The organism is Streptomyces sp. NPDC055962, assembly GCF_042270185.1.
Classification (GTDB): domain Bacteria; phylum Actinomycetota; class Actinomycetes; order Streptomycetales; family Streptomycetaceae; genus Streptomyces.
This window is the reverse complement of record NZ_JBHJYN010000006.1, coordinates 340,203-362,226: the sequence shown is the minus strand read 5'-3', so window position 1 is coordinate 362,226 and position 22,024 is coordinate 340,203. Positions and strand designations below refer to the sequence as shown.

20 protein-coding genes and 3 pseudogenes are annotated in these 22,024 nt (G+C 66.8%); 12 read left to right on the top strand and 11 right to left on the bottom strand.

Features of this window, described 5'->3' with window-relative positions; genetic code table 11:
• Positions 1-107 precede the first annotated feature (107 nt).
• Positions 108-566 carry a DUF6086 family protein gene (locus tag ACFC51_RS20175; protein ID WP_376530078.1) on the top strand — a complete coding sequence of 153 codons (459 nt, stop codon included), beginning with the start codon at positions 108-110 and terminating at the stop codon, positions 564-566.
• Between the two features lie 104 nt (positions 567-670).
• The gene (locus ACFC51_RS20170) at positions 671-925 is read left to right on the top strand and encodes a hypothetical protein (RefSeq protein ID WP_376529962.1); all 255 of its coding nucleotides are present in this window, start codon (positions 671-673) and stop codon (positions 923-925) included.
• 989 nt (positions 926-1,914) lie between these two features.
• Here the strand turns inward: ACFC51_RS20170 and ACFC51_RS20165 are convergent.
• From ACFC51_RS20165 to ACFC51_RS20155, 3 genes are all read right to left on the bottom strand, one after another.
• The gene (locus tag ACFC51_RS20165; protein ID WP_376529961.1) at positions 1,915-2,223 is read right to left on the bottom strand and encodes a hypothetical protein; all 309 of its coding nucleotides are present in this window, start codon (positions 2,221-2,223) and stop codon (positions 1,915-1,917) included.
• Positions 2,224-2,314: 91 nt separating this feature from the next.
• Entirely contained in the window at positions 2,315-2,521 is a 207-nt protein-coding gene (locus ACFC51_RS20160) for a hypothetical protein (RefSeq protein WP_376529959.1), read from the bottom strand.
• A 544-nt stretch (positions 2,522-3,065) separates the two neighbouring features.
• Entirely contained in the window at positions 3,066-3,902 is an 837-nt protein-coding gene (locus ACFC51_RS20155; RefSeq protein ID WP_376529957.1) for a transposase family protein, read from the bottom strand.
• On the opposite strand from ACFC51_RS20155, the gene ACFC51_RS20150 reads away from it, so the two are divergent.
• Positions 3,839-4,414 (top strand): hypothetical protein, encoded by a 576-nt coding sequence (locus ACFC51_RS20150; protein ID WP_376529955.1) that lies wholly within the window; start codon positions 3,839-3,841, stop codon positions 4,412-4,414. The two genes, ACFC51_RS20155 and ACFC51_RS20150, sit on opposite strands and share 64 nt — an antisense overlap.
• Here ACFC51_RS20150 and ACFC51_RS20145 read toward each other — a convergent pair.
• A complete protein-coding gene (locus ACFC51_RS20145; RefSeq protein WP_376530076.1) occupies positions 4,384-4,851 on the bottom strand; it encodes a hypothetical protein in 468 nt (155 codons plus the stop codon). The genes ACFC51_RS20150 and ACFC51_RS20145 overlap by 31 nt on opposite strands.
• A gap of 269 nt (positions 4,852-5,120) precedes the next feature.
• On the opposite strand from ACFC51_RS20145, the pseudogene ACFC51_RS20140 reads away from it, so the two are divergent.
• A pseudogene (locus ACFC51_RS20140) lies at positions 5,121-5,871 on the top strand (transposase).
• Positions 5,872-6,118: 247 nt separating this feature from the next.
• Here ACFC51_RS20140 and ACFC51_RS20135 read toward each other — a convergent pair.
• Positions 6,119-6,283, bottom strand: a complete 165-nt coding sequence (locus ACFC51_RS20135; RefSeq protein ID WP_376529953.1) for a hypothetical protein — start codon at positions 6,281-6,283, stop codon at positions 6,119-6,121.
• A 1,505-nt stretch (positions 6,284-7,788) separates the two neighbouring features.
• On the opposite strand from ACFC51_RS20135, the gene ACFC51_RS20130 reads away from it, so the two are divergent.
• Positions 7,789-8,358 carry a hypothetical protein gene (locus ACFC51_RS20130; protein ID WP_376529951.1) on the top strand — a complete coding sequence of 190 codons (570 nt, stop codon included), beginning with the start codon at positions 7,789-7,791 and terminating at the stop codon, positions 8,356-8,358.
• A gap of 559 nt (positions 8,359-8,917) precedes the next feature.
• A complete protein-coding gene (locus ACFC51_RS20125; RefSeq protein WP_376529949.1) occupies positions 8,918-9,169 on the top strand; it encodes an STAS domain-containing protein in 252 nt (83 codons plus the stop codon).
• Between the two features lie 162 nt (positions 9,170-9,331).
• Here ACFC51_RS20125 and ACFC51_RS20120 read toward each other — a convergent pair whose 3' ends face one another.
• Positions 9,332-9,724, bottom strand: a complete 393-nt coding sequence (locus tag ACFC51_RS20120; RefSeq protein WP_376375179.1) for a MerR family transcriptional regulator — start codon at positions 9,722-9,724, stop codon at positions 9,332-9,334.
• A 48-nt stretch (positions 9,725-9,772) separates the two neighbouring features.
• On the opposite strand from ACFC51_RS20120, the gene ACFC51_RS20115 reads away from it, so the two are divergent.
• Positions 9,773-10,726 carry an alpha/beta hydrolase gene (locus ACFC51_RS20115; RefSeq protein ID WP_376529947.1) on the top strand — a complete coding sequence of 318 codons (954 nt, stop codon included), beginning with the start codon at positions 9,773-9,775 and terminating at the stop codon, positions 10,724-10,726.
• 364 nt (positions 10,727-11,090) lie between these two features.
• Here the strand turns inward: ACFC51_RS20115 and ACFC51_RS20110 are convergent, their stop codons facing one another.
• Positions 11,091-11,696: a hypothetical protein gene (locus ACFC51_RS20110; protein ID WP_376529945.1), complete on the bottom strand. Its 606-nt coding sequence runs from the start codon at positions 11,694-11,696 to the stop codon at positions 11,091-11,093.
• A 167-nt stretch (positions 11,697-11,863) separates the two neighbouring features.
• On the opposite strand from ACFC51_RS20110, the gene ACFC51_RS20105 reads away from it, so the two are divergent.
• Complete coding sequence (locus ACFC51_RS20105; protein ID WP_376530074.1) at positions 11,864-13,048, top strand: helix-turn-helix domain-containing protein; 1,185 nt, start codon at positions 11,864-11,866, stop codon at positions 13,046-13,048.
• 54 nt (positions 13,049-13,102) lie between these two features.
• On the opposite strand, the pseudogene ACFC51_RS20100 reads toward ACFC51_RS20105, so the two are convergent.
• Positions 13,103-13,558, bottom strand: a pseudogene (locus tag ACFC51_RS20100) (IS5 family transposase); the annotation flags it as partial.
• A gap of 541 nt (positions 13,559-14,099) precedes the next feature.
• Between ACFC51_RS20100 and ACFC51_RS20095 the strand changes: the two are divergent.
• Positions 14,100-15,608, top strand: a complete 1,509-nt coding sequence (locus tag ACFC51_RS20095) for an RICIN domain-containing protein (protein WP_376530072.1) — start codon at positions 14,100-14,102, stop codon at positions 15,606-15,608.
• Between the two features lie 54 nt (positions 15,609-15,662).
• Here ACFC51_RS20095 and ACFC51_RS20090 read toward each other — a convergent pair whose 3' ends face one another.
• Positions 15,663-16,163 (bottom strand): hypothetical protein, encoded by a 501-nt coding sequence (locus tag ACFC51_RS20090; protein ID WP_376529943.1) that lies wholly within the window; start codon positions 16,161-16,163, stop codon positions 15,663-15,665.
• A 38-nt stretch (positions 16,164-16,201) separates the two neighbouring features.
• On the bottom strand, positions 16,202-17,296 hold the full coding sequence (locus tag ACFC51_RS20085; RefSeq protein WP_376375190.1) for a hypothetical protein: 1,095 nt from the start codon (positions 17,294-17,296) through the stop codon (positions 16,202-16,204).
• A 367-nt stretch (positions 17,297-17,663) separates the two neighbouring features.
• Here ACFC51_RS20085 and ACFC51_RS20080 point away from each other — a divergent pair, with 367 nt between their 5' ends.
• The 3 genes and pseudogenes from ACFC51_RS20080 to ACFC51_RS20070 all read left to right on the top strand — a co-directional run.
• Positions 17,664-18,383 (top strand): hypothetical protein, encoded by a 720-nt coding sequence (locus ACFC51_RS20080; protein WP_376375193.1) that lies wholly within the window; start codon positions 17,664-17,666, stop codon positions 18,381-18,383.
• Positions 18,384-18,446: 63 nt separating this feature from the next.
• Positions 18,447-20,276 carry an FG-GAP-like repeat-containing protein gene (locus ACFC51_RS20075; RefSeq protein ID WP_376529941.1) on the top strand — a complete coding sequence of 610 codons (1,830 nt, stop codon included), beginning with the start codon at positions 18,447-18,449 and terminating at the stop codon, positions 20,274-20,276.
• A gap of 657 nt (positions 20,277-20,933) precedes the next feature.
• Positions 20,934-21,206 (top strand): annotated as a pseudogene (locus ACFC51_RS20070) (TetR/AcrR family transcriptional regulator); the annotation flags it as partial.
• 293 nt (positions 21,207-21,499) lie between these two features.
• Here ACFC51_RS20070 and ACFC51_RS20065 read toward each other — a convergent pair.
• The gene (locus tag ACFC51_RS20065) at positions 21,500-21,904 is read right to left on the bottom strand and encodes a type II toxin-antitoxin system PemK/MazF family toxin (protein WP_376529939.1); all 405 of its coding nucleotides are present in this window, start codon (positions 21,902-21,904) and stop codon (positions 21,500-21,502) included.
• Positions 21,905-22,024 lie beyond the last annotated feature (120 nt).

Genomic DNA, 22,024 nt, shown 5'->3' with positions numbered 1-22,024 from the left:
GGGCGGGCTGGCTGTGCGGCGACCACAAGCCGCTCCAGAGCTGCCGGCTGCTCGGGGGGGCTTTATCGAGCAAGAGCGGTTCCGGCTCACTTTCCGTGGAGGGCTGACTGAACGTAATATCGACCTCCTATGACCAGCGGTGGGATGCTGACGTAAGCCAGTACGACGATTTGGGCGACCGAACCCTGTGGAACCCGTCCAACGGGGCGTCGCGGCTGTTCATGAGCCAGGTCACCGTCTATCAAGCCGAAGTGGGGCTGCCATCCGGCATCGGCCCCATGGAAGCTGACGAGTGTGAGATCGACCCCGTTGCATTCGCAGCGTTCGTCGACGCCCTGCTCGCCTGGCATAGCAAAACCCGGCGCGCCGTCATGGCCACCATGTCCGAAGTGTTCGTTGCCATGGTGCTGGCCTTGGCTGAGATAGCCAACACCAAGGTGAGCTGGCGGGGGGCCGAGCACGCCGAGAGTCACTATCTCAAGACGGCTTCGGATCCCCATGCAAACAAGTGGACAGGCGCACTGGAGCAGAAGTCACGGGATCTTCTCCGACACATGGCGCCCTGAGCCTCGTCAGCCAGTACCTCTGGCAACTCGGGACGTGGCCCTATGCGTAGAGCAGGACACGCTTGCGGAGGAGATCGAAGCCGGCCCGGCCGAACATCTGACGCTTGAGCATCTTGATTCGGTTGACGTGTCCTTCGACAACACCGGGGCAGGGTGAGGCCGGCGATGACGGCGCCGCGGTCTCGGTCGATGCCGGCGGCGAGGCTGTGGAGACTGGGCAGGTCGTCTTGGCGGACGGCGTCGAGCCACTGCGGGAGCCGTTCGCCTTGGCGCTCGGTGAGCATCCGCGCGAAGGACCGCAGGTGACCGGCGCGTGCATTGAGCTCGGGAAACTCGGCCAATACGGCCTTGAGCCGTAGCTGTTCGAGCTCGGTGAGGGATTTCCGCACGGCTGAGAATCCATCGGGTCACCGCCCGGGGTGCTGGAGGCTGTGCGGTGACCGGACGAGGTGAGGTGCGTTTCTTCCTGAGGTAGGCGCTGACGATGCCATAGCTGCCCTGGTAGCCGAGTGGGACTATCTCCTCCCAGAGCTTCCAGGCGTTGGTGCAGCCTTCGTCCCAGCGGTCGTCGAGGTAGGGCCTGTACTCGTCGAGGGCGGAGGCCGGTTGTACTGCCACTGTCCGCGGAAGAGGTCTTCGGGTCTCGCGGCGTCGGCAAGGCTTTTGATCGCCGCCTGTGCCGTCGGGTCAGCCCCAGCACCTGCTCGACAATCCTCAGCCGTCCGCATGAGGCATCCGGGCAGAAGAACCGGCGGACGTGCAGACAGACGACCACCCGCCGCCCCACAGTAGGCACGTCGGCTGGGAACCGCAGGTAGGATCTGTCCACCCGGCTCGACCAGCCGCCGCAGTCCGGATATTCCGAGCCGATCGTTGTCACACGGACCTCGATGCGTATCGCTTCGTTGTTCATGTCTGCCGACAGCACTGCCACGTCCGCGCTCGACGAGAACAACAGTCCCTTCAGCCACAGCGTCGTTCCCTCCATGACACCGAACTGCCAAAGTCGCCGGTGCTTGTTTTCGGGCAACGTTCGAGCGGCTCATCCGAGCGTCAGCGGTCACTCACCGTGCACGCCTCACGAAAAGTGAGCCAGAACCGCATAGCGACGTCGCTTGTCGATGGTTTGGGAGGCACCCCTTTCCATGAATGGGTGCTGTCGACGAGGTCGGGAGGCACTCGAGTTCTTGCCAGTCGCCAGCTCTGCGCCGCCCCCACCTTGCGGACACTTCACTTCGACCGGCGGCACCACCCGCCGAAACAGCACCCACAACTCCGCTGGCGCCAGCCGTTCGACCAGATCCGTCATGCACGGAACAACGAATGATCACACCAAAAGAAAATACATCTAAAGCCGATAGGCGATCTGCTCGTTTCGCAATGACTTGAGCATCGCCCTTAGCTCCTCTTTTCGTTCGAGTGAGGTGTCGGGGTCAGCGATCTCGTCGCGAATAGTGGCTATCGCCTTTGTGTTCTTGCTGCGGATTTCGCGCTCTTCGAGCTTCGCGAACAGAAGACTTGTGAGAAGGGTGAATGCGATGGCTGCCACCGGAGCAAGGTACAGAAAAATATCGCTCCACAGGCTGCCCCTTTCCATGTGGTCGGCTATCGCAACAAGGGCGATACCACCTCCGGCGCCGCCGAAGGAAGCGCTCATCTGATCGTGGTTGAAGACCTGGCGGTGCTGGGCTGTCAGTGCATTTACTGCGCTCGAATGCCCGGACCCCGTGGCTTGATTAGACAACGAGTCACCTGTCCTCAGGGCCGTGCGGAGTGCTCTTCAGGTAGCGCTCGGCCTCATTCGGATTCGACAGATCCAGCTTCAGCCGCTTATTCCCGATCGTCACCGTCGCCCGCTTCGGGTGGCGCGCCCGAACCCATGTTCCGGCCAGACGGACCACTACGTTGGCGAGGCTTCCCGCCGCGAGCGCAAGGAGAATGTCAGTGGGATCCATTTCCCTCCTTATTCGATATCGGCCCTGAACGATCAGTGAGCGGGCGCCGGATGGTGTCACGACAGCCATCTCATCTTCCCGCACTGGCTGCCCTGCTGTTCGGCAAACCGCAAGAGTGGGCCCGGCCACCTGCCTCTATCGTTCTGCGGCCCTCTCCGCCGACCAGGGGATGCAGCCCATGACGACCCAGGCAACCTACCTGCACACCGAGACGCTCCCACTCGCCCGCCAGCCGTTTCCCGGCAACGCGATGCGCGGCGACGTCGGGACGACTCACCAGCTTCTGCCACAACGGCCCATGCCGGGCCCTTGTCGTCCGGGAGGTTGAGCCCGGCCGGTTCGTCGCCCTGACCGGGAACCACACCACCCAAGTCATCGCCGCGCACGCCCCGGTGACTGCGGTATGACCGTCCAGGACCGACATTGCTGCGGCCACGAGTCCGACCCGGACCAGGAAGAGTCCGCAGGGGCAGGCAGTACGTGTAGCGGCGGCCGCAACTGCGAGGGGACATGTCTGGCGGGCTGCCATAGTGCGGTCCAACGCTCATTCCTGAGCGAGCGTCGGAATGCGCGCTTCGACCTTCGTCAGGTCGAGGCGGAGCAGGAATCCGCGAGTGGATGGTTGCACGACCACTGCGGCCGGTACCACCAGTTGCAGCGCAGGACCGCGACGGGACCGCAGTTGTCTTCGGGTCTCAGGCCCATCTCCCTCAGTTGGCGACGAGTGAGCCCTGGCCAACTTGAAGTAGCAGTTCCAAGGTTCAATGTGACTGGCCGTCGGCATATTCCCGCTGGTAGCGAGCGGCGGTCTGCGGCGTAGATCGCCTGTCAGCGGATAACTTCGAGCTTCGTCAGCACGAGCAGCGCCCTCAGCAGGTGGGGGGCGCGGGCGGGATCGGTGCGGAGTTCGGCGAGGACTCGCCAGTACTTGAGGTGGGCGAAGCCGTGCTCGACCGGTGTGCGTCCGGGGGCTGTTGGCGGTCTTCTGGCCGGGGGTGAGCTTGTGGGTGCGGCCGGCGTGGAAGCCAGTGACGATCACAGGGTCGAGTACGTCGTTGTTCAGGCCGCGGAATCCGTGGTCTGCGAGGGCACCGAGGCCCGCGGCCCGCAGGTGGGCCACGATGTGGTCGTGACGGGCGGCGGTGACCTCGTGGGTGCGGCCGGGGCGGGCGGCGGATATCCAGACCAGGCGACCTCTCTCGTCGGTCAGAGCAAGGAAGTGCAGGCCGAGGTCACGGTGTTTGCCGAAGTAGTTCCGCCGGTCGGCCTTTCCGGTGCGACGCCGGGTGCGGACAATGCCTGAGCGTCGACTCCACGGTGTGCCGCACTCATCAGCATGCGGCCGGGGCTCGGAAGCAGGGCGACCTTCAGAAGGAGCCACCGGGCGGCGTGTTCACCGAGCCCTGCGATCACGGGCTGGGACGCTCGCGCGGCGGGTTCACCACCAAGCTGCACCTGGCCGTGGAGCAGGGCCATAAGCCCATGTCGATCGTGGTGACCGCCGGGCAGCGCGGGGACTCGCCGCAGTTCGAACCCGTGCTGGAGAAGGTCCGCGTGCCCACCTCGGGCAGGGCCGGCCACGCGTCCGCCCTGACCGTATGCGGGCCGACACGGCGTACGCCTCCCGCGCGAACCGCGCCTACCTGCGCCGCCGCAGGATTCGCTGCACTATCACGGACAAAGCGGACCAGGCCCGCAATCGTCAGAAGCTCGGCTCCCGTGGCGGCCGACCGCCGCGCTTCGACTCTGTCGAGTACCGGGAGTGCCATGCGGTCGAGTGTGGGATCAACCTTCTCAGGGGGAACCGCGCCGTCGCCACCCGCTACGAGGCCACCGTGCTGGTCGCAGCGATCAACGGATGGCTATGACCCTGTCTCCCGCGTCATCACGTAGGTGTTCCCGATGTCGGGGTCGCCATAGAAGAAGAACAGCTTCAACTCGTCGTGTTGATCGCGGTCCACGTAGAAGGACCACGCGTATGTCGATGGGGGTTCAGGGGACGAGGTGTCAGTGGCCGTCGCGGTGGAACGGTTCTCCACTCGGGTCCGGGCTGTCAGCGCGAGTCGGATGGCCTGTCCACCGTCATCGTCAGTCAGTTGCCAGGTCCCCGTACCGGAGAGGCGCCAGCCGTCCTCGAAGTCGAAGTCCTGCCCGTCGAGCTTTTCGAGAAGAGCCGTTCCGTCCTTGCGAAGCACCACGCGGGTTCCCCCGAGGTTGTCCCAGCCTCCGGCGACTTCGGCCGCCGTGGTGTCGTGGATCCCTGTTCCCTCGTAGTACTGATAGGGGCCGGCGCAGGCAGTCAGAGCAGTCAGAGCAGTCAGAACCACCATCAAGCTACCGAGGGTCGCTCCCCACGCACGCAGCCTGCTTCCGCCCGCCACCAGGACCTCCCACCCTCAGCCCGTATCGGCCAACCGATAGGAGCGGGCCGTGGAAAGACACCTTGCCAGACTCGTTGAACGTGTTCAACTCTGTGACTGGAGGGGGCGCGTACCCGCGGCTCGTGCATCCAGCGCTGCCCGCAGCCACCGCGAACAGCACTTTCCATACACGACCTAAAGGTTGTTGCAGAACACCTGGGATAGGGCATTCCTCGTGTATGGATGGGGTGTTGCGGGCCGAGCCGTTGTGGGTGGAGATGTTCATCGGCTTGCGCATGGGCCGGTTCGAGAAGTTGGTGAAGGTAGTACGGGAGCGGGGAGAAACCGTCCCGATGGAGGGCGCCCGTGGTGCTTGCCGCTGGCGGACCGGGTCCTCCTGGTGGCCGGCTACCACCGGTCCAACCTCACGATGCGCCGGCTCGCCCCGCTCTTCGGGATCTCCCCGGCCACCGCCCGCCGGGTCATCCATCGCCTGCGTCCGCTCCTCGCGATCGAGCCGGCACCGCGGCCCGTCGCGGACGTCGAACGGTTGTGGACCGTGGACGGAACTCTGGTCCCGGTCCGCGACCGTGGGGTCGCCGCGTCCTCCCGCACCTGTCGGTTCTCGGCGCACGTGCAGGTCATCATCGATGCGGACAGCCGCCTGGTGATCGCCTCAGCCCACCCCGTCCCCGGGAACAAGGCCGACGCCCCCGCCTGGCGAGAACCGGACCTGCCCGCCGTCACGTCCAGGACAACGGTCATCGCAGACGGCGCCTACCTGGAAACCGGCCTGATCGCCCCGCACCCCAGAAGAGCCGGACGCCCACTCCTGCGCGGCCAGGAGGAGGACAACGCCGAACACCGACGCGTCCGCGCCCGAGTCGAGCACACCTTCGCCCGCATGAAGAACGCTGCCAGAAGGGAGGCGGCCTTCACCCTGCCGTCCAAGCCGTCGCCACCCTGCACAACCTCGCCATGACACGCTGAACCAGCAGGTCAAACGCCATCCCGGCCTGCCCACACCCACCCTTCTGCAACAGCCTTCAGGCCTGACGGGCCGTCTCTGCGCTGCCCGCTTCCGCGCGGCCGGGGGGGTGGTGTGGCAGAGCTCCTCACCGGCTCGTCCCGACGCGTCCCGGGCAAGCGTGCGCTCGGTGGGACGTGCTGTGTCCGTGATGTTGCAGGATGCGCTGCCACCGGCCCGTGGGAGGTGGCAGTGCTCCTGGCGGGTACGTCAGGAGCAGTGCTCCCAGCCGCTCTTCCACACGACGTCCTGGACGCCGCCGCCCCACTTGATACAGGTGTCGGGCGCTGACACGTAAACGGGCCCTGCGAACCTGGTGTACCCCCCGTAGTCCTTGAGCTCACTGCCGCCGGACTTCTGGATGGAAGAACCCATCCACATCGCCCCGCCATCGTAGGAGTCCAAGATCGTTGTGACGCAGTTGTAACCGTTGCTGCTGTTGTAGGTCAGGTAGATAACCGCGGGACCCAGGTCCTTGGAGTCTATGACCGAGTAGCCAGAGCCGCACACGGCACTCGGGGAAGCTGCCGCAGCACTGGCGGGGCCGGCCGTCGCCAGGATCCCGGCTGCGGCCACAGCGGTCACAACCGCGGCAGACCGCATTATGTTGGCACGAAACATGATGCCTTCTCTCTTCACTGGGTGGATCTTGCGTGAAGATCATTTGCACCTCAACGGGTTGCGTCAAGACCGTCACGCCGTTGTTGGCGCATTACCGACCTTGCACAATGCTGCCGCGATGCTTCCCGCTGACAACGGTCGGCCAGTCTCGGTGGCTCCACATAAAGCGGTTCTCCAGGCGGACTTGAGGCCGCGTGGCGGAGGCACAGTTGCGTCTGGCACTGGAGGCACAAACGGCGAGACGACGACGAAACCGTTGCATCCCACATCTGTCACACTGTCCGACGTTGGCTACGCCCCTGCCGAACTCGGTGACCTGCACGGCGGCGCATCGACGCCCCGTGGCCCGTGGTGACTGGACGCGACGCACGTGCTGGAAGAGCGCAGGCGGGCCACTGCAGAGTTTGGCCGAACTCAGTGAGGGGTCTGGCTTCGGAAGGAGGTTCGCCGACTGTCACATGGGCGCAGCCTCAGGGCGACGCAGGAGCATATTCGGCGCCGGCCGACGCCATGGCGCGCAAGTTCGGCGCCCCTCTCACACGGATGCGTGCTCATACCGTCTGGTCTCGTCTCGTGGAAGGCGGAGCCGTCCTTCTCCGATGACAGTAAGCGTGCCGCGCCATCGGTCGACCCGGCCAATAGAGTTCCAGGACCCTGGCACTCCGAACACCGTGGCACTGATGCAGGGCTGTGCGGCCACGATCTTCTTTCCCAGCCCCGAGCAGCCAGCTCCTCACCCCCGGTCCTCCAGGCCGGCACCGACGCCGGCACCGCGGACAGGGGCGACATCCAGCGACAGGTCGGCCGGCCATCGGCGCTCCTGGGGAACCTGGCATTCCAACTGGACGACGTGCCCGGAGCTCGCACGCATCTGTCCGCAGCAGCAGCCTGGGGCGTACGCACTGGCGACATCCGCCCGACCTCATGGGCGTGGGGCGCACACAGCAGGGTCGCCCGAACCACCGGCCGCTACGACACCGCCCTCGCACACGCCGAACGCGGCGCCCACCTCCCCCCGGCCGGGCTGGCGCGCCCAACTCCACGCCTGGGCGCTGCGCCCTGGTCTTACTCGTCTGCAACGCGCCGACGAAGCCGACCAGGCTCTGCACACAGCTCTGGCTGAACTGGAAGCCGATCCGGCCGGCATATCCGGCTCTGTTGCGCTTCACACCCCGCTGGCCGAGGAAGCTTCGTGCTGCCCGGTGAGCGAGGGAAGCACGGCCGGCTCGGCCATCGCACCTTCGCGGTAGCCTCGCGCCATGGGGCACAGGGAGAGCGAGGGCATGCTGGTTCTGGAGGCGAAGGAGATGCTCGCCGCGGGGCATAGCGACGAGGAGGTCTTCGCCGAGCTGGCCGCAAGGACCGGCACACGGGGTGTCTGTCTGTTGGCCGTGTGCTTGGCCCTGGGTGTGCCCCGGACTGACGCCGAGGCCCGGCTCCGCGAGGTCGAGCCACTCTTCGCAGACTTCGCGGTGGGTGAGGAGGAGGACCTTGCCTTCTTCCTCAGGTTCGGGCACATCTTCATCGTGGACCGCGTACTTGACGAACACGAGGAGCGCATCCGCGATCTCCTGGGAACCGCTGCTGGTGCCCACGGAGGCTATCCCGGCGGCCTCCTAGGGTGGTTTCGAACCGGGGAGCTCACGAAGATCTTCCTCTACTTCTCCAAAACCCGGTTCCGGGACGGACGCGGCTCACCACACGACTTTTGGGCAGCAATGAACGCGGCTGGCGAACTCCTGGCCGGCCAGGACCGCACAGACCACGAAGAGGTGGATGCAGCGCTGCAACGATGCCGCACACAGGCTGCGGCCATCGGCGCGAAGTAGCAGCGTCATCGGCCCACGTCCTCCGCACAGGTATGCACAGTGGATGGAGCGTCGGACAGGACTCCCGTTAGTTGTTTCCCCTGGATGTACGTTCAGGAGTGGCTGCTCAGCCTTCCCGCCGGCGGGCACGTGCCGGTCGACGTGAGCTTCGCCCACCCCCGTCGCCCAGGGGTCCGCGGGCTGCCTGAGCTCGCAGGCCACGGCAGGTCCGCGGAGCGGAACCCGTCCCGTCGTGAACGCAACGAAGCTCCGGTCGGGGCGACATCCACGTCGCCTCGAACCACCGGAGCTTCGCTGTGCCGCACCACCCGCCGGCCGCCGCGGGTGCTCCACGCAGGCCCGCTACTCGGCTCCCGAGCGCCGAAGTCCGCCAGGACGTGCGGGGCAGACGGCCAGGGGGACGCGCTCGCCCTCCTCGCGGTCACCGTGGTGCGCCGAGATGTGCTTCAGTTCCTGCTGGTAGTAGAGCGAGTACAAGCCGAAGACGTCGACTTCAGTCGTAGCCTCTCCCCCACAACGGTCCGTGACCTCCTCGGCACCTTCGCCAGCGTGAACGACGATGACGCCATGCACGCGCCACTGCTGCCCGGTTAGCAGCAGATGTGACCAATCAACTGACTGTCAGCACTCATGCCACAGCCACCGGCACAGTGATGGAGATCGCCGGAGACCTAAACCACGACACGCACCAGAATTTCGCGGCGCCCTTCCCAGGCTGTGCCCGGGGCAGCAACTCGTTCTCGATCTCACGGGTATCACGTTCTGCGACTCCAGCGGCATCAGCGTCCTGATCGCCGCGACCAGGAGGTGACGCAGCTGGCCCAGGGTGGGACCGCGCGTCGCAGGGCGCGGTCCGCGCGGTGCTCTCTGACATCCGGTCGCGACGAGGTCGCAAGCATGGCCCCAGAGCCCAGGGAGCCGGCAGCGAGCAGGCCCTTGCGCGATCCGCAGGGCGATGGTTATGGAGCTGGTGTCAGCTGTTCGGGTCGTCGGAGATGGCTTGCTTGAACTCGGGGCATTCGACCAGGGGGGAACGGGTGCAGACGGCGGCGTGGCGGAGACTGTCGCGCATACGGGTGAGCCGGTCGATCTCAGTGTCCAGCTGCTTGGCCTTGACCGCCAAGTGAACGCGCAGTTCGGTGTCGTCGGGGGTTGCGGTCAGGAATCGGGCGATCTCGGCGAGGGTGAAACCCGAGGCACGGGCACATGCGACCAGGGACAGTCGGCCCAGTACCTCGGAGCGGAAGGTGCGACGCAGGCCATTGCGGCCCTCCGAGGCGATGAGGCCCCGCCGTTCGTAGTAACGCAGCGCCGACGGCGCCAGTCCGGACCGTTCGGCCACCTCGGCAATATCCAGCAGGGTCATGAAAGCCCTCCTTGACTTGAACCTAGCTTCAAGTCGGAGCATAAACGCATGACTGACACGACAGCACCACTCGGCTCCCCGCACCCACAGGTCCAGGCCTACCTGGACCGCCTGGCCGCCGCCAACGTCGGCGAGTTGCACACCTTCACCCCTGAGCAGGCGCGACAGGGCTGGCGTCGGCAGATCGCCCTCCTGGGCGAGCCGGAAACCATTTCGGCTGTCGAAGACCGACGGATCGTCACCAAGGCCGGCCCGATCTCTGTACGCATCTACACTCCCAGCGGAACCGGCCCCTTCCCGGTGCTGGTGTACTTCCACGGCGGCGGTTTCGTCGTGGGCGACCTGGACACCCATGACGGCCTGTGCCGCAGCCTGGCAAATGCCGCGACCTGTGTCGTGGTCTCGGTCGAATACCCGCTGGCTCCCGAGCACAAGTTCCCCGTCGCACCAGAGGCCTGCCTCGCCGCCACAGCTTGGGTCGCCGAGCACGCGGACGACATACAAGGAGACCCTGCACGGATCGCTGTCGGCGGCGACAGCGCGGGCGGGAATCTGGCGGCTGTCGTCGCACTGCTCGCACGCGACCTCGGCGGCCCGGCACTGGTCTTCCAACTGCTGATCTATCCGGACGTCGACTTCCGCAGGACCAACCACAGCATCCAGGCCTTCGCAGGGAAATTCGGCAACGTCAGCCGCGCCGCCCAGCACTGGTTCATGGACAACTACCTCACCAACAAACAGGACAAGCTGGACCCCCGCGTCTCCCCACTGTTGGCGTCCGACCTGACCGGTCTACCGCAGGCCCTGATCATCACCGCCGAGTTCGACGCGCTGCGCGACGAGGGCGAGGAGTATGGGCGGCGCCTGCAGAAGGCGGGCGTCCCGGTGACGGTGTCCCGGTATCCGGGGATGATCCACGAGTTCGTCCGCCACCCCTTCGACGACAGCAGAACAGCCCGGCGTGAGGCGGGTTCCGCACTAGCGACGGCGTTCACTCGGTGACGGTCCGGCAGCGCCGCAGAGGGCGAGCCTCTGGGATCCGACAACTCTGGATCCGGTGTGGCGAGCAAGGCCCGAGTCGCCCGATAGCGGCAGCCGGGAGCCGCTGGCAAGCCGTGGTGAACGCGGCGGCTCCGGGGTGATCTGACGTCACCGCGTGGGCGACCGTGGTGCCGGAACAAGAGACGCGGGCCGTTCCCCGCCTGCTTGGAGACCATCTCATTTGGCGAGTCCGCGGTAGCAGATGAGGGTGCAGGCGATGCTGGTGAAGGCCGGGAAGTGGTCGTCGCCGGCGGAGCAGGTGGGCTCGACAGCGGCGCGCCCCGGTTCCGGCCGCGCCGCTGTCGAGCTCTGGTCAGCCCCCGGGTCAGTGGAGCTTGTTGACGGCGGTCTTCGTCGTGGTGCGGAAGGCGGTCAGCGGGGCGTCCGCGAGGTCGCCCATCCGGCCCCAGCGGACGAGGGTGACGGTGCGGCCGTCGCGGCCGACGGAGAACAGGTGGATGTCGGAGATACCGATCTGCGGGTCGGCGGTGTCCAGGCTGTAGACCCAGGCGCCCTCCTCGACGGCGAGCTTGCCGTGGGAGGCACTGACGGCCTGCAGGCCCGGGTTCTGCTGCTCCAGCAGGGGGCCGCAGCCGGCGAGGGCCCCGCGGAGGGTGTCGACCAGCTTCACGGCGTCGGCCTCGGTACGGGCGACGGTGGTGACCTGGACGCCGTTGGCGTCGAGCTCGGTGCTGAACTCGCGGTAGCGGGTGTTCTGCGCCGGGATCTTGTACGGGGCGCAGAGAACGCCACCGTTCTCGGGGACGCCGGTGAAGACCTGGGTGGCGGTCCACGGCGTCGACGACGGCGGCATCTGGGAGGCGGCGAGAAAGGCGGGCTGGGCAGCGGCCTGCGCCGGGGCTGTGGCGAGGGCAGCGAGGCCCAGTGCGGCAGCCGCTGCGGTGGCGAGTGTGGTGCGGAGCTTGTTCATGGTGGTGGATCCCCCGTCGGGTCGTTCGTTCGGTCAGTGCTCGACCAGCGTGGGGCCGGCGCCCGCCCGCTGCAACGATCACGCGCCCACCAGCCGTCCCGGAACCATTCCACCCCCGCTGACGTGCAAGGACGTGAAGGATGGGACGCAGAGTCGAGGGGGATGGAATGCCGAAGGACGCCGCCGTCGAGGAGTTCGCGGGGCTCGTGTGCGCGCTGAAGGCGCGGGACGGGAGGAGTTACGAGGCGCTGGGCCGACGGCTGAGCATCAGCGCGTCCACCCTCCACCGCTACTGCTCGGGCGCGACCGTACCGGAGGAGTTCGCCGTGGTCGACCGCCTCGCCCTGCTGTGCGGGGCGGACGAGGAGGAACGGCGGGCCCTGGAGGCGGCCTGGACGGAGGCGGACCGCGCCCGCCGCCGAGCGGCCTCGCCCGAGCCCACGCCTGTGCCGGCCGTGTCGGCCGCGCCGGAATCGAACCCGGAACCGTCCGAGGCGGGACCGGGCCCCGGCCCCGCCCCGCACCCGACCGCGCCGGAGGCGGACCGCGCCCGCCCCCGTCGTGGCGCCCCCGCTCCCCTCCTCGTCGCCGCCGCCGTCGCCCTCGTCGTGCTCGCCCTAGCCGCCACCCTGCTCGGCCACCCCACCCGTACGGCTTCCGCCCCCGCTCCCGCTTACAGCGCTCCAGGGCGGACCGCGATCCCCCTCCCCTTCACCTGGAGCATCGGTTCCCAACTCTGGGAGGGCGGCTGCGGGCACACCTACCTCGTGGACCGGGCCCCCCGCGCGGTCGCCCCGCCGCCGGTCGCGGCCGACTCCGGGGCGTGGGCCGGGACGCACGGTGCCGTGCACGGCGGGGAGGCGCTGGTGCGGATCACGGTCCAGGGCCGGTCACCGTCCGACGCCGTCGTCCTTCATGCCCTGCACGTGCGCGTGGTCGACCGCGCCGCGCCGCTGCCGTGGAACGCGTACCGGATGGACAACGGCTGTGGCGGCGCCGTCACCCCGCGCCACTTCGCCGTGGACCTCGACCGGCCGCGCCCGCTCGCGAGGCCCGTCGACGGCCTTGACGCCTCCGGCGCCGAGGTCCGGAGGATCCCGGCCGTCTCCTTCCCGTACAAGGTCACCTCCTCCGACCCTGAAGAGCTGCTGGTCTCCGCGCGGACGGTGGGATGCGACTGCCGCTGGTACCTGGAGCTGGAGTGGAGCGCCGGGGGCCGTACGGGGACGGTGCGGATCACGGACGGCGGGCAGCCGTTCCGCACGAGCGGGACCAAGGGGAGGCCGGCGTACGTGCACGACTCCGCCGAAGGGCGCTGGATCACAGACTCGGACTCCGGACAGACCGGGTGACCGACGAGTAACTTCGACTGACATAGGCTGAGCAAGCGCTTGGAGACCATCGTGTTCGGCGAGCCTGCTGTAGCAGATGAGGGTGCAGGCGATGCGGGTGCAGGCCAGGAAGTGGTCGGCTCTGCGCTCGCAGCGGCGGCGGAGGCGGCGGCATCCAGCGAGCCATGCCGTCGTGCGTTCCACGGTCCAGCGGTGGCAGCCCAGGCATTGTGAGGACTCAACTCCCTTGCGGGAGAAGCGGTGGGCAATGCCTCGCCCCCGTACCCATCGTCGCAGCTGGTTGCATGCGTAGCCCTTGTCGGCAGTGCCAGGCTTGCGCCGCCGTCGGCCACGGCGCGAGCAGATCGGCCAGATGCCCTTCACGAGAGGGATCAGGGCCTGGCTGTCATGCAGGTTGGCCCCGGAGATTCCGACGGAGATGGGCAGACCGGACCGTTCTGTGATCAGGTCGATCTTCGAGCCGTGTTTGCCCCGGCCGACAGGATTCGGACCCGTCAAGTCCCCTCCTAGGTCCTGTGCCGGGACCGGCCGTGAGGGTCAGCCGCTGTGAACCCGCGGCGTCCAGGGTTACCTTGTGGAAGGCGACCAGACGGCGTGGCTCCGCCGCTGCCACCCCGGGCAGCGTGGCGTAGATCTGGACCACTTCGGTGCCCTTGCGCCGACCCGCGTTCGTCACGTTGATCGAATGGGCCGGGGCTGATCCAGTGCAGGGAAGGCCGGATGCGCAGACGCTATGGGAACCGCCCTTGCCGCAGTCCTCTTCGGCGACAGTTCCCAGGCCACCGGTCACTCCGGCCGACCCAGCAATTGGCGTGAACCTCGCGGCGCGCTGGTACCCACGGAGAGACCCAGTCACCAGGAAGCGCCATGCGGGCCCTGCAACAAGTCATGTGAGGTACCCAGTTCTCGCGCGTGCAACAGGCGGTGTCTCGTCAACCTGCGCCGGAGAAGAACCCGTAAGTGATCTCCGCATCCGGATACCCCTGTGTCGTGGTGGAGTTGGGTGATAACCGCCGGTATAGCGCGGTTGGCGAACGATGAAGGGACGACGATGAGCAGCACAAGCACCGATGCCCCCACCTCCCCGATCAGCACAGTCGCTGGGAGCGGAACGGCGGGGTTCAAGGGAGACGGTGAACCAGCCGTGTCGGCTCAGCTGAACCGCCCGTACGGAATCGCGCTCGACAGTACGGGCACCCTCTACTTCTCCGACTACAACAACCACCGGGTCCGGAAGATCACCACAGATGGCAAGGTCAACACGGTCGCTGGAGGCGGGGCCGGCTACCGGGGCGACAACGGCCCTGCAACCTCCGCCCTGCTGAACTGCCCCCGCGAAGTGGCAGTGGACAGCAAGGGCGCGCTCTACATCACAGACGCCGCCAACCACCGGGTCCGAATGATCGCACCCGACGGAACGATCAGCACGGTCGCCGGGACCGGCACCGCGGGGTTCAGCGGTGACGGAGGCCCTGCCACCGCTGCCCGGCTCAACTATCCGCTGGGGGTGACGGTGGACAGCGCCGGTCACCTCTACATCTCCGACCACAACAACCACCGCATCCGGAAAGTGACCCCCGACGGGAAGATCAGCACCGCCGCGGGCACCGGAACGGCGGGGTTCACAGGCGACGACGGTCCGGCGGCTTCAGCCCAGCTGAGGCGACCGTACGCCGTGGCGGTGGACAGCGAAGACACCCTCTACATCACCGATGGCGACAACCACCGGGTCAGGAAGGTCACGGCCGACGGGATCATTACCACGGTCGCCGGGACGGGCAGCGCGGGGTTCAGCGGCGACGGTGGTCCCGCAGTGTCGGCAAAGCTGAACCTGCCTCTGGGGGTGGTGGTGGACAGCGCAGGCACTCTCTACATCTCCGACTACAACAATCATCGCGTCCGGAAGGTCGCGCCGGACGGCGTGATCACTACATTCGCCGGCAAGGGCACCGCGGGGTTCGGCGGCGACAACGGACCGCCCGCAGCGGCCCAGCTGCACCATCCGTTCGGGCTCGCAGTGGACTGCATCGACACTCTCTACATCGCCGACCACGTGAACAACCGCATCAGGAAGATCACGTCAGAGAAGATGGCCGGGCTGCCGGAGTCGGGCACGGTGGTCTCCTGGGCGAACGCGCGCAGCAAGTTGCGGATGGGCGTTCTGCGTGAGTCCACGAAGGAAGGGGCTGAGATTCACCAGTCTCTCGCCTCGCCCAGGGAGCATCAGCGGTGGCGGCTGATCGCGACGGGTCAGCATGACGGCGATGTCCTTTACCGGATCGAAAACCTCCGCAGCGGCAAGGTCCTGGAGGTCGTCGGAGGCGGGACGACGGACAGGGCCGTGACCGCTCAGCGCGCTTACGAAGGAAGCGAAGCGGCCCACCAGCAGTGGCGGCTCATCCCCACAGGCCCGGCAACCGACACTCCCCGGGTGTACGAGATTGCGAACCGGAACAGCGGCCTGCTTCTGAGCATCGACACCAACGCGCCATCGGTGATCAGGCAGTACGGCGCGCACCGCGACCACCGCGACCGGCAGTGGCAACTGCTCCCCGTGTGACGCATGGCAAAGGGGTCAGGGGCACATCGTCCCTGACCCCTCTGTCATGTCGGCCTACTTGGCGTCCGACGGCTTCTCGGCCGTCGCCTTGGGAGCCTTGGGGGGCTCCTCGGCCTTGGGGGCCGCAGGGGCCTTCGGTGCCTTGAAGTCGCTTCTCCTCGGCTTCTCCAGGTCCTCGTCCCTCTGCAGATCGCCGTGTTCCGTCACAGTCGTGCTTGACTCCTGCATGCCGGCGGCGGCGGCCGTGGCGACCGAGCCGGGATTCTGCGCGTAGGCGGCCTGCTCGTCCGCGGACGACTGAGTGATCTGGATGAAGGATCCGAGGAAGCCAAGGACGGCCCTCGCTTCGGGGGACTGCTCCTGCACTACCTTCGCCCGGTTCGAGGCGCCGTGGATCCCGCTGGCGAACAGGCTCGTGCTGCGGTCGTCGTACGTGTCATCGTCCGCGTCCTCGAAGTCGACACCTGCCCCCGGCTGATCCTTGTCGCGGTCAGAGATCACCGAGAAGAGCCTTGCGCCCTTTCCTGCGGATCCGAAAATGTTGTTGAACACCATGGTCGTCACCTCTCGTCGTGGCTGTGCTGCCCGCCGGGTCAGGGCTGCTTGTACGGTGCGCGGTCGCTGTCGGTCAGGCTCTCGCCGTCGAACATCGTGTGGTGCACCTCCAGAGCGGAGACGACCTCGGCCAGTCCCTTCATCCGAAAGCCGCCGCCCGCCAGATCGAGGTCGGCGATGTCGCGGGCCACCAACAGGTCGAGCCCGGGAAAGTCCCCGCTCTGGGGCGGAGACAGAACCGCAACAGGCACGTCGTACTTCACCGCGAGCAGCCCTGAGAAGGTCACCGGGATCTCATAGGAGTACTGCTTGTGGGCACGGCGCTGCGTGACGATGGTCTCCACGCGCGCACCCGGTGGGACCTTGCCGGAGATCTGCGATTTCGAAGCCCAGCTGGTGGTCAGGGATCCGCCGACGGATGCCGCGATGCCGAGGGCCAGGGCGGCGTTGAGCGCAGCGGTACCAGAAGCGCTGCCTGTGGTCGTGAAATCCACTGAGCCGGCCATGGAGGCCGACGCGGAGTTCGTCGCACCGTTGGTCACCGCCGTGTCGACGGTGTTGGCGTTGTCGACCCCCACGCTGTCCTTGCTGTTCTTGTTCGTCACCGTGTTCGCGTTCTTGTTCGCCATCTCGTTCTTCAGCTGGGTTCCCAGCTGTGTCTGCAGGTTCAGACCGAGCTTGCTCTGGAGCTGGAGCTGGAGCTGCGCGCTGAGGCTGCCGCCGAAAGTGAGCTTGGAGTCCCCCGAGAGCGACCAGGTGGCTCCGTTGGACACGGTGAAGTCGACCGCGTCGGTGAAGGTCATCTCGGACTGGCTGCGGTTGACGTAGGTGCGTGAGGAGAATGTGTCGGGCGGGGGCTGGGCAATGTTCCGCCGCTCTTCGATCAGCGGCTCCCCGAGGTTCATGTAGGCGAGCCACCCGAGCTGGAACGCCGTTCCGGGGAAGGCTCCGAAGCTCGACTTGTTGACGGAGAACCCGACGGGCTTGTGCCGCACCCCGTAGTCGTCGACGTAGACCAGGTTGGGGTGTTCCAGGACCGACTGCCAGGTCTGCTCGATGTTGAGCTCCCGCAGGTTCTTCTTCGTCAGCGGCTGGCGCTTGGCCCGTTCCAGGTTGTACGCGTTGGAAGGCAATTTCTATCCTCGACTGATCTGGCCGAAACCGCGCTCGATGAAATGGAACCAGGTCTTTGCACACGTGTTCCGACGAGTGAAGTTATCAGCGCCGCCACCGCCCGAGAAGAAATATCTACGTTGCGCACTCCATCGGGTGATCACACCTTGCCGCCCTCCCTGATCACCCGATCGATGACACATCAAGGCCTGCCGGATACGGTGCGACCTCGAACGTTGCCGCTTTGAGGGCATTTACTCCGGTCAAATATTCGCTTGCACGGACTGTTCAATGATGGACGATTGAGGTTTCTGAATTGCATCGTGATAAACCGGTGCCCCGAGCACCCAAAACGTTGCTCTCCCGATGAAAAGTGAGGTTTCCGCGATGTACACCCAGGAACGCACAGCAATGTCGAATTTGGTGGTCGGCGGCCCTGTGGCGGTGAACAGCTACGACAACGCGATCGTGGCGGCCCTCGTCGAGAACCGCCCCGTCATGCTCGTCCACGCCTTCAACGGCGGCTATCTGCGTCCGGCGGAGCTGAAGGAGGAGAGCCACGACAAAGGGGTCAAGCTCGCCACCGCGCTCGACCCCGCCACCAAGGACGCTCAGGGCCACCTCTGGTACATCACCCCTGGCGGCTTCTTCGGACAACGCCCGCTCTACTACATCGAAAGCGCCGCAGGCCAGGTGACACCCAAACCCGGCGACGCGACCGGAACCGACGGCGGACGCGGGGACGACGGCACGCCGAAGCCGCAGCGCAGGCGTATCACCGCCCACCAGGACGCCCCCAAGAGCACAGCCGACACGGTCCAGGTCGGCCTTCCCGCAAAGGTCGGCGACAAGTGGCGGGGCAAGAACGGTGCAATCGAGGACACCCAGCTCTGGGTCGTCACGGTGACACCGTGGGGAGGGATCACCTTCGTACCGATCACCCATCCCGACGCGATTCTCGGGTTCAAGGACCACGCCGTGACTGCCGACAGCGAAGTGCGGCTCACCTACAACTGGGGTGGAGACTTCACCGGCACGGTCATCAACACCTTCTACCCGCGGCTGCCCAATGAGTGGAACGTCCCTTACCACCACGTCTTCACCTGATCCCCCTGCCACTCCGCAGCCGTCCCAAGTCATCGCTCCAACTCGCCTGGAAGAGGCATCACGATGCCCGTGCCCACGCAAGAACTGAAGCTGGAAATCGTCAACGCCGCCACGGGGCAGCCCCTCGGCGCGAAGGCCGTGCCGAGCCCGGACGGGGCACTCGTCGTCCGCGACCATCCCGAGAACGGCCCGGGCCCGGAACACTGGCTGTTCACTCCCGTGCAAGGTACGCAGGATGATCCGGCCTATGTGATCAGCAACGCGTCGAGTGGCAAGGTGCTCGACAACCCCGCCACCTCGGACCGCGGGATCCGCCAGTGGGACGCCGCCGCGAACAAGAAAAGCCAGCAGTGGCGCCTCGTCTCCGTCGACGGCGAAGCGGGCCTCTACTTCATCGAGGACGCGGCCGACGGAAACGTCCTCGACCTCGCCGAGCCAGGAACGGACAACACCCGGATCGTCCTCGGTGAGTACGACGACAGCGCACAGAGCCAGCGGTGGCGCCTCGTGCCGGCGGAGCCGGAACGCACCAGCGACCTTGCACTGCGTTGGGCGCCGCTGAGCCACTGGAACAGTCGGCAGTCCTGGCATCTGGCCCACACCAGAACCTCGCTGCGGCCGACGGCCGACGCGACGCCTTCGTTCAGCAACGTGCTGCAGGTCCTGGCAAAGTTCGGCAGCGACCAGGACGCCGGCGGATGGACGCCCGTCAGGCCGAGCCTCGGCCCCACCGGACAGGGATCGTGGTGGGCAGGGCTGGGCGAACGGTTCCTCGCCGACACCACCGGAACAGGGAAGGCAGACATCGTCGGCCTCAAACCCGCGAAGGGCGCTGTCACCTCACCCAGCAGAGGGGACGGGACGTTCGACGACGAACGGGTGCTGCACCCGCCCGCATCCTCTGCGAGTCCTGCGGACCTGTGGACTCTCGCCCGCCTCTCGGGCGAGGGCTGCCTTCCCAGTGCCGTCGTGCTGGCCGCCGAGGGTGTCCGGGTGTCTGCACAGGACAAGGCAGGCACATTCGCAGTCGGCAATCCGGTCCTCAAGGCATTCGGCCACGGCAAGCAAGCCGGCAATTGGCTTGCTGACAAGCACCTCCGTCTCCTCGCCGATACCACGGGTGACGGCAGGCTCGACATCGTCGGCTGCCACGACGACGGCGTGTGGGTGTCCCTCCAGGACGACGAAGGCGCATTCACACCGATCGGCGACGAACCCGCTCTCCGAGCATTCGGGCACAGCGACGAAGCGGGTGGCTGGCTCCTCGGCAAGCACCCCCGCTTCTTCTCCGACACCACGGGTGACGGCAGGCTCGACATCGTCGGCTGCCACGACGACGGCGTGTGGGTGTCCCTCCAGGACGACGAAGGTGCATTCAGCGAGCCGCTCTTCGTCCTGGACGACTTCGGGGTCGGCCAGGGCTGGGACTCCGTTGCAGAGCACCCGCGGTTCCTGGTCAGCACCATCAGCGGCGAGCCTAAGGACATCGTTGGATTCGGTCCTCAAGGCGTTGTCGTCTCCCGTGGACGGGGCGACGGCACATTCGAGCCCGCGAAGCTCGTGCGGAACGACTTCGGGCAAGCCCAGGGGTGGTCGAGCAACAGGCACCTCCGAGTGCTTGCCGACGTGACAGGAGACGGCGCCCCGGACATCGTCGCCTTCGGCGACGAGGGGGTCTGGGTGTCGCACAATGATGGCGCCGGCGGGTTCGAGAAGGCCCAGATGGTCTGCCGCGGCTTCGGATACAACGAGGAAGCCGGTGGCTGGCGGGTCGACCGCCACCCACGCTTCCTCGCCGACATCACCGGTGACGGACGCGTCGACATCGTCGGCTTCGGCGGCCCGGGCGTGCACGTTGCCCGCAACCTCTACCGCCGCTTCACGACCCGATGACGTCATGGGTGGACCCGCACAGCCGACAGCGGACCTTCCCGGTCACAGCACTAGGAATCGTCGCCCGGCCTCGGTCACCTGATGTGATCCGCGACGGCAGACAGCCACGTCGTCTCCGCCATGGCCTCCGCCTTGACACTGCACGAACTGGGAACCTGCGGCACGTGACCCACGGACGCCCCGCGCCTTTGCGCCACCTCGGGCTCTGCGGAATGTTCCATGAGTTCATGCGCTGCGGGGATGCTGGCAGCAGAGCCTCGATGGTGCTCTGACAGGCACGGGACGCAGTCGGGTCCATGGGGGCGGCACCGACGCTGTGATGTTTGTTGTGGCAGGCCAAGGGCCGCCGGATGCATGGCATCCCGGCCTGCCCGTAGTCGTTCAGCCGTACCCCGGCTGAACCGCTCCCACATCACGGCACGCACACCCTGGTTCTTGTCCCTTACTGATCGTTTCGGAGAACCGTCCCACGGAGAGGCTGGCTGCCCATCGCACTATCCCTTCAGCCACGGGCTCAGGGGGATGACACGGTGTGAGGCGGCTGGGGCTGCACGGGACCTCGCGCTCGGGTGCGTCGACGCTGTTGTCCCACCGACGAAGGCACGTGCCATCCCGTAGGAGGAGATCGCCCGGGAGGCGAAGGTCGGTATCGCCACCGTGTTCCGGCACTTCCCCACCAAGGAAGCCCTGCTCGAAGCGGTGCTCGTCCGGCGATTGGAACGGCTGGCCGAGGAGGGGCAACGCCTGATGACCGAGACCGGGCCCGCGCACGCTCTCTTCGCGTTCTTCGACCTGGTACTGCATCAGTCTCCGGTCAAGAACGCTTTCGCTGCGGCGCTCGCCGATGCGGGAGTCGACGTACGGGCCGCCGCATCCGAAGCCGGGCATGCACTGCGTGAGGTGCTCATCGCGCTCCTCGACGGCGCCCAGCAGGCCGGTGTGGTGCGACGGGACCTGGAGGTGCCGGAACTGACGGCCATCCTGGTGGGGCACCTGCCGCATGCTGGAGCACCTGGACGGCCACGGAGTCCGCGATGCGCGCCCGAGAGTCGTCCGCGACGGACTGAAGGCGCGCACCGGGAGCCCGGAAGGGCCATTGCCGCACGGAGGTTGCCGCTCTTGAAGAAGGAGCGGGAGCCTGTGATCCGGTGTTCCGGACGGGCGGCGTCGGTCATCTCGCTCGAGATCGCGCACGCCCTCGCGGGCGTCGGCCCCTACACCGTCTACCCGAGTTCACCGGGACGGAGGCCATCCCTGATCCGGCTGAGCTTCGCCGTCGTGGCCGGGGTCCTCTCATGCGCTTCCTCAGCCAGTCGGAGGGCGTCGTCGATCTCGCCGAGCTTCGCGGAGGACAGCACGGCCGCCCGCTCTATCAGGTCGTCCCGGGACACAGTGGTCAGCCATGTGCACGGCGTAAAGCCTGGACGCGGGAACGCGAACCGCAGCACGCCTTCGAACGGCAGCCCTTCGCCGGCGCCGAGCGTCACCTCGACACCCAAACCGCTGATGTCGACGCCCGCCGGAGCCACGACCTGCATCACCCAGATCCCGGTCGTGTCGGCACCCGACAGCAGTACGACCAGCCTCCGCTCGTCGAACTGGACCCACCAGACTTCGCCACGTTGCACAAGTCCTCCAGACATATGACGGCAGACGAACTCTGCGCGACCTTGACGCGCTCCGGCGCATCATCGAATACGACTACACGCCACCCTTGCCACCGTCGCCCAGGCATCCCTTACCCTCAC

Bases quoted from the DNA above. Each gene is read 5' to 3' on its own strand.
- ACFC51_RS20090 (WP_376529943.1), bottom strand. From the start codon at position 16,163: ATGGTGTTCAACAACATTTTCGGATCCGCAGGAAAGGGCGCAAGGCTC.
- ACFC51_RS20095 (WP_376530072.1), top strand. From the start codon at position 14,100: ATGAGCAGCACAAGCACCGATGCCCCCACCTCCCCGATCAGCACAGTC.
- ACFC51_RS20120 (WP_376375179.1), bottom strand. From the start codon at position 9,724: ATGACCCTGCTGGATATTGCCGAGGTGGCCGAACGGTCCGGACTGGCG.
- ACFC51_RS20165 (WP_376529961.1), bottom strand. From the start codon at position 2,223: ATGAGCGCTTCCTTCGGCGGCGCCGGAGGTGGTATCGCCCTTGTTGCG.
- ACFC51_RS20075 (WP_376529941.1), top strand. From the start codon at position 18,447: ATGCCCGTGCCCACGCAAGAACTGAAGCTGGAAATCGTCAACGCCGCC.
- ACFC51_RS20105 (WP_376530074.1), top strand. From the start codon at position 11,864: ATGCCGAAGGACGCCGCCGTCGAGGAGTTCGCGGGGCTCGTGTGCGCG.
- ACFC51_RS20125 (WP_376529949.1), top strand. From the start codon at position 8,918: ATGACGCCATGCACGCGCCACTGCTGCCCGGTTAGCAGCAGATGTGAC.
- ACFC51_RS20130 (WP_376529951.1), top strand. From the start codon at position 7,789: ATGGGGCACAGGGAGAGCGAGGGCATGCTGGTTCTGGAGGCGAAGGAG.
- ACFC51_RS20160 (WP_376529959.1), bottom strand. From the start codon at position 2,521: ATGGATCCCACTGACATTCTCCTTGCGCTCGCGGCGGGAAGCCTCGCC.
- ACFC51_RS20145 (WP_376530076.1), bottom strand. From the start codon at position 4,851: ATGGTGGTTCTGACTGCTCTGACTGCTCTGACTGCCTGCGCCGGCCCC.
- ACFC51_RS20115 (WP_376529947.1), top strand. From the start codon at position 9,773: ATGACTGACACGACAGCACCACTCGGCTCCCCGCACCCACAGGTCCAG.
- ACFC51_RS20080 (WP_376375193.1), top strand. From the start codon at position 17,664: ATGTACACCCAGGAACGCACAGCAATGTCGAATTTGGTGGTCGGCGGC.
- ACFC51_RS20110 (WP_376529945.1), bottom strand. From the start codon at position 11,696: ATGAACAAGCTCCGCACCACACTCGCCACCGCAGCGGCTGCCGCACTG.
- ACFC51_RS20135 (WP_376529953.1), bottom strand. From the start codon at position 6,283: ATGGGTTCTTCCATCCAGAAGTCCGGCGGCAGTGAGCTCAAGGACTAC.